Source organism: Leucobacter sp. M11 (assembly GCF_035726885.1).
Lineage (GTDB): Bacteria > Actinomycetota > Actinomycetes > Actinomycetales > Microbacteriaceae > JAPFRB01.
In genome coordinates, this window is record NZ_JAPFRB010000001.1 from 400,793 (window position 1) to 406,312 (window position 5,520).

The 5,520-nt window shown below is 70.9% G+C and carries 5 protein-coding genes; all 5 read right to left on the bottom strand.

Features of this window, described 5'->3' with window-relative positions:
* Nucleotides 1-584: ABC transporter ATP-binding protein (locus OOT08_RS02005; protein ID WP_325090884.1), on the bottom strand; the 584-nt coding region annotated here is incomplete at its 3' end.
* Nucleotides 581-1,519 (bottom strand): ABC transporter permease, encoded by a 939-nt coding sequence (locus OOT08_RS02010; RefSeq protein WP_325090885.1) that lies wholly within the window; start codon nucleotides 1,517-1,519, stop codon nucleotides 581-583. The genes OOT08_RS02010 and OOT08_RS02005, both read right to left, overlap by 4 nt.
* Complete coding sequence (locus OOT08_RS02015; protein WP_325090886.1) at nucleotides 1,516-2,583, bottom strand: ABC transporter permease; 1,068 nt, start codon at nucleotides 2,581-2,583, stop codon at nucleotides 1,516-1,518. The genes OOT08_RS02010 and OOT08_RS02015 overlap by 4 nt, the downstream gene beginning before the upstream one ends.
* Nucleotides 2,580-4,388 (bottom strand): ABC transporter substrate-binding protein, encoded by a 1,809-nt coding sequence (locus OOT08_RS02020; RefSeq protein ID WP_325090887.1) that lies wholly within the window; start codon nucleotides 4,386-4,388, stop codon nucleotides 2,580-2,582. The genes OOT08_RS02015 and OOT08_RS02020 overlap by 4 nt, the downstream gene beginning before the upstream one ends.
* Nucleotides 4,389-4,886: 498 nt before the next feature.
* Nucleotides 4,887-5,520, bottom strand: a 634-nt coding sequence (locus tag OOT08_RS02025) for a GNAT family N-acetyltransferase (protein WP_325090888.1), incomplete at its 5' end; no start/stop codon positions are given.

The window sequence follows — 5,520 nt, forward strand, 5'->3', positions numbered from 1 at the left end:
AGCAGCCGCATGATCTGCGCCTGGACCTTCACATCGAGCGCGGTCGTTGGTTCGTCGGCGACGAGCAGTTTCGGGTTGCAGGCGATGGCCATCGCGATCATGACGCGCTGCTTCTGTCCGCCGGAGAGCTGGTGCGGGTAGGTGGCGGCGTGTTCCGCGGTCAGCCCGACGGAGTCGAGCAGCTCAGCGACGCGGCGCTGGGCGGCGGCCGCGGTCGTCGCGGGCGCGTGGATGAGCACGGGTTCGGCGATCTGCTCCCCGACGGTCAGGACCGGGTTCAGGGAGTGCATGGCCCCCTGGAAGACCATCGCCGCGTCCGACCAGCGCATCCGGCGCAGCGCGCCCCAGCTGAGGCTGTTCACGTCCTGACCGTCGACGAACACCTGCCCGCTGACGCGGACGCTGCGGGGGTGCAGGCGGAGCACCGCCTGCGCCATCGTGGACTTTCCGGAGCCGGACTCCCCCGCGATGCCGATGGTCTCCCCGGCGTCGATGGCGAGGGACACCCCGCGAACCGCGGGGACCTCGCCCCGCTCGCTGCGGTAGGTGACGGTGAGGTCTCGGATGTCGAGCAGGGCACTCATCGGCTCTCCTTCAGTCGGGGGTTGACGATGTCTTCGAGGGCCTGCCCGGCCAGGGTGAAGGCGAGGACGACGAGGACGACGCAGATCCCGGGAGGAATCAGGAACCACCAGGCGCCGAGGGAGACGGCCCCGTTGGCGAAGGCGGCGTTCAGCATGGTGCCCCAGGACACGGCGGTAGGATCGCCGAAGCCGAGGAAGGCGAGGGTGGTTTCCGCGAGCACCGAGCCGGCAACCGTGAGGGTGGTGTTCGCGAACACGAGCGGCAGCACATTCGGGAAGATATGCCGGCTCATCAGGTGCCAGCGGCCCGCGCCGAGGATCTGCGCGCGCTCGATGAAGGGCCGCTCCCGCACGGAGAGGGTTTGCGCCCGGATGAGCAGCGCGGTGGAGGGCCACCCGGTGATCCCGATCACGAGGATGACCGAGCCCAGCGAGCCGCCGAGCAGGGTCGCGAGGACGAGGGCGAGCGGGAGGAACGGAATGACGAGGAACCACTCGGTAACGCGGAACAGCGCCGCTCCGGCGAAGCCGTCGAGGATGCCGGAGGCGATGCCGACGATCGTGCCGATCACCATCGAGATCACCGTCGCGGTGAGGCCGACGATGAGCGGCACCCGTGACCCAAAGATCAACAGGGCGAGCACCGAGCGCCCGTTGTCGTCGGTGCCGAGCGGATAGTCCGCGCTCGGTGGAGCGAGGAGGGGGCCGGTCGCCTGCGACGCGCGCAGCTCGTTCGCGTCCGCGAGCCAGGGCGCGAACACCGCGACGGCCGCAAACAGGACCAGCACGATCAGGCCGGTCATCCCGAGGCGGTTTCGGCGCAGCTGCGCCCAGGTGCGCGCCGCGGCCTGGCGGCGGAGCCGACGGCGCAGGGCCCGGGGGCTCACCTCCGCCGCTTCGGCGAGCGGGGGGCTCGTACGGTGTGCGCTCGTCATGATTTCACCCTCGGGTCTTGGAGTGCGTGCAGGAAGTTTGCGACCAGGTTTGCCAGCACCACCGCCGTGGAGAACACGAGGAAGGTGCCCTGGAGCAGCGGCAGGTCGGGGATGCGCAGGGCCTCGGTCGTGAGGAGGCCGAGCCCCGGGATGGAGAAGACGGTTTCGACCGTGATCGCGCCGCCGACGGCAAACGCCAGGTCGAGGGCGATCAGGGTGGTGACGGGGAGCATCGCGTTCGGTCGGGCGTGACGGCGTCGCACCTGTTCGTCGGTGAGCCCCTTGGCCCGGGCCGTGAGCAGGTAGTCCTGCCCCATCACGTCGAGCATGGAGGAGCGCATAATAATCGAGTACTCGGCGATGTAGGCGAGGGTGAGCGTGGTCACCGGGAGGACCAGGTGCCAGATCGTGTCGGCGACCCCGTCGAGGGACCAGGGATTCACCCCCTGGGAGGTGAGCCCGCCGATGGGGAAGATCCCCGTGATCGGGCCGATGCCCGCGGCGAACACCATGAACAGCAGCAGGCCGAGCCACCACTCCGGCATCGAGTACACGATCGTGGTCAGGATCGAGGTGCTCCGGTCGAACTGGCCGCCGTGCCGCCAGGCCTGCCGCGCCCCCAGCCAGAGCCCGATCACGACGGCGAGGATCGTGGCCGTGCCGACGAGGAGCAGGGTGGGTCCGAGCCGTTCCAGGATCAGCTCGGTCACGGGCTTCGAGTACTGGAATGAGGTGCCCAGGTCCCCCGTGAACACCTGTTTCAGGTAGGTCAGAAACTGCACGGGCAGCGGCTCGTCGAGGCCGAGCCGGTGCCGGATCGCCTCGAGCTGTTCCAGGGTCTTGGCCTTGCCGCGTCCGAGGGTTCGCTCGGGGTGCGGGTTGATCACCCGGAACAGGAAGAAGTTCACCACGAGGAGGAACACCAGCGAGGCGGCGGTGCCGATCAGCTGGGTGCGGATGAAGCGCCAGCTGAACCGGCCGCTGAGCCGTTGGGCGCGCGGGGGTCGACCCTCGGGGACCACGGCGTTCAGCCGGGTCGTGCTGGGGGTGGGCATCGAGGTCATTCCGTCTCCTCCGCTGTCGCCCGGCGGCGCGCCGCCAGGAGTGCTCTGCCGCCCAGCACCACGAGGGTGGCCGCGAGGAGGCTTCCCAGAATCAGGGCGGTGTTTCCGCGGCTCGCGCTCGAGCCGCCGGCTCCCCCGCTGCCGGGCTCTGGCCCGGGTATCAAGTGGTAGTACGCGTTCTCGTCGAAGAGCACGTTGCCGTCCATTCCGAGCGCCGGTTGGAAGCCGTGGAAGCGATCCGTGCGGTAGGCCTCCTGCGTGTGCTGGCCGACCAGGACCTGGTACGGGGCCTCGCGGAACAGGTACCGCTGGATCTCCTGGATGCGCTCGATGCGTTGCTCCGGGTCAACCTCCCGCTTCTGCGCCGCGTACAGCGCGTCATACTCGCTCGTGCAGAACCACGAGTCCGACCAGAGGCCGCGCTGATTGCAGGCAAAGTACATCAGAATGGAGTCGGGATCGTCGTCGATGCTCCAGCCCCACTCGAACATGTCGTAGGTGCCGCTCGCGACGACGTCGTTCAGCTTGGCCTCGCGCATGGCGGTGATCTGCAGGGTGAGGCCGAGGTCGTCGAACCACTCTCTGAGGAGCTGGCCCGTCTGCACGGAGGTTTGATCGCTGGACTGGACGAACAGGCGCAGCTCCCCCATCGGGGACCCGTCCGGGAGCGTGCGCCGCCCCGCAGCGTCGAGCCGGTACCCGGCCGCGTCGAGGCGTTCGGCGGCCAGCTCCGGGTTGAACGCCGTCTCGGCCGCGGCGGGCTCCCAGCGGAACTGGTCGAAGCCCGCGCCGATGACCGAGGTCAGCGGGAACGCCGCGCCCTTGTGCGCCTTGGCCGCAATTGCGGCCCGATCGACGGCGGTCGTGAGCGCGATGCGGAAGGCGGGGTCCAGCACGGCGGGATTGGGGTCACCCAGGGGGGCTCCCGTCTCGAGGTCAACGGAGCCGGTGTTGAAGCCGAGTTCGCGAATCGTCCCGAGCTCGGGGAAGACATTCGCCGTGACGCCCGGGATCTTCGCCAGCACCTTCGCCTGGAGCGGGGTGACGTTGCTCGTGTAGTCGATGTCCCCCTTGATGAGCGCCTGCATCACGGTGTCCTCAGCTTTGAAGAACCTGTAGGTCAGGATGTCCATCGGCGGCGCGCCCCGCCAGTTCTCCGGGTTCGCGGCAAAGCGATAGGTCGCCGCCCCCGGGGAGCCCTCCAGGAGCCGGAAGGGGCCGGAGGTCACGATCGTCTCCGGGTCGAGGGGGTACCGGTCCAAGTCGTCGTCGGCGTACTGCTCCAGGATGTGCTTGGGCATTACGGGAACGGTGAGCCGCGGCAGGAGCGCATTCGGCTGGTCGAGGCGGAGGACGAGCGTGGCCGGGTCGGTCGCCTCGACGCTGCGCACGGACTCGAGGTAGTTTCCCCAGGTCCCCTGCCCCGGGCCGCCCTTGAGGATCCGCCCGTAGGTGTAGGCGGCGTCCTCCGCGGTGAGCGGAGCCCCATCGCTCCAGGTCAGGCCCGTGCGGAAGTGGTAGGTCCAGGTCAGCCCGTCCGGGGATCCCTCCCAGGAGGAGGCGAGGCCGGGAATCGCGCTGAGGTCCTCCGAGGATCGTTCCGTGACCGAGTCGAAGAGATAGTCCGTGAACCGGAGCGAGAGGGAGAGCACGGACAGCATCGGGTTGATCGAGTCGACCTCCGCGGTCGTGCCCACGGTGAAGACCACCGACTCCTCGGGTGGCGCGGCGGCCGCGGGCCCCGGCGGCGCCGCCGCGGTTCCCGCGACGGCGAGGGCGATTCCCGCGGCCAGCGCGGCGAGCATTCCGGCTCCGCGTCGGCGCCGGCGTCGCGGCGGTTGGTGTCCCAGCATTCGAGCCTCCTCGCTCTTGGTGTCCCCGGGCAACGCCGCACCGGGCGACACGGGAAAAGGTGTCGCAGACTCGGCTCGGGGGCAGGAGTCCAGTACATCGCAGCCTCGGGTGTCGCCCGTTGTGCGCGACGCACACGTCGCACCGTGTGGCATTGGGGCGGAGGACAATCGGCGGCCGGTGCCTCGGTCCGCGCCCGGCCGTCGCCGGTTCGGCGGGCCTGCCGATGCCCCGGTGAGCGGGACGCGGGAGAGGCGATCCATGCCGGGGTGGGCAGGACGGGACGGCGCGTCCCGGCCCGCGCGCGCCGCACCGGGGGCACGCCGTCAGGGCGGCGGGCGGCGCGCGCCAGACGCGCCGCCGCCGAACGGCGACGCGCGTGGCGGCGGGGGGCGCGCGCCGGGCAGCGCCGCGCGGTCAGCGACGCGCGCGGCCCGACCGCGGGGTCCGACTCAGGCGGGCAGGGGCACGTCCCAGGTGCCGAGCCGCTGGAAGCCGGCGCGCCCGGCGAGGATCACGGAGGAGGTGTTGTCGATCTGGCAGCGGTACTGGGGCTCGAAGCCCTCGGCGAGCGCGTGCCGTGCCAGGGCGTGGATGACCTCGCGTGCGTGGCCGCGCCCGCGGTGACTCGGCAGGGTGAGCACGCCGAGGTCCGCGAGCAGGGTGTCCTCGTCGAAGGGGTAGGCGCTGCCCGCGGCGACGATCTCGTCCCCGTCGAACGCGCCGAACACGGCCCAGTGATCGAGCTCGACGTAGGCCTCGTCCACGTCCGCCTCGGGGGCGCGCTCCGTGAACGCCGCGAAGGCCGCCGCGTCCGCGGCGCTCAGCCGGCGCACGTGGGCCGCGTCCGCGCTGCCGTGGAGGCGGGCGCGGCTCTCCTCTGGCAGGAAGAACAGGTCATCCGCGCCGTTCATCGCGATGCCGCCCGCGGTGAGGGCGGCGCGCAGCTCGGCCTCGTCGCTCGCCTCGGCGACGCCGGGCAGCTCGGCCACCCAGTCGGCGAGGAGCACGCTGGTCCCCGACTCCCGGGCCAGGATCTGCACGTGAAAGCCCTCCTCCGGTTCCGGATCGACGGCGATCCGGAAC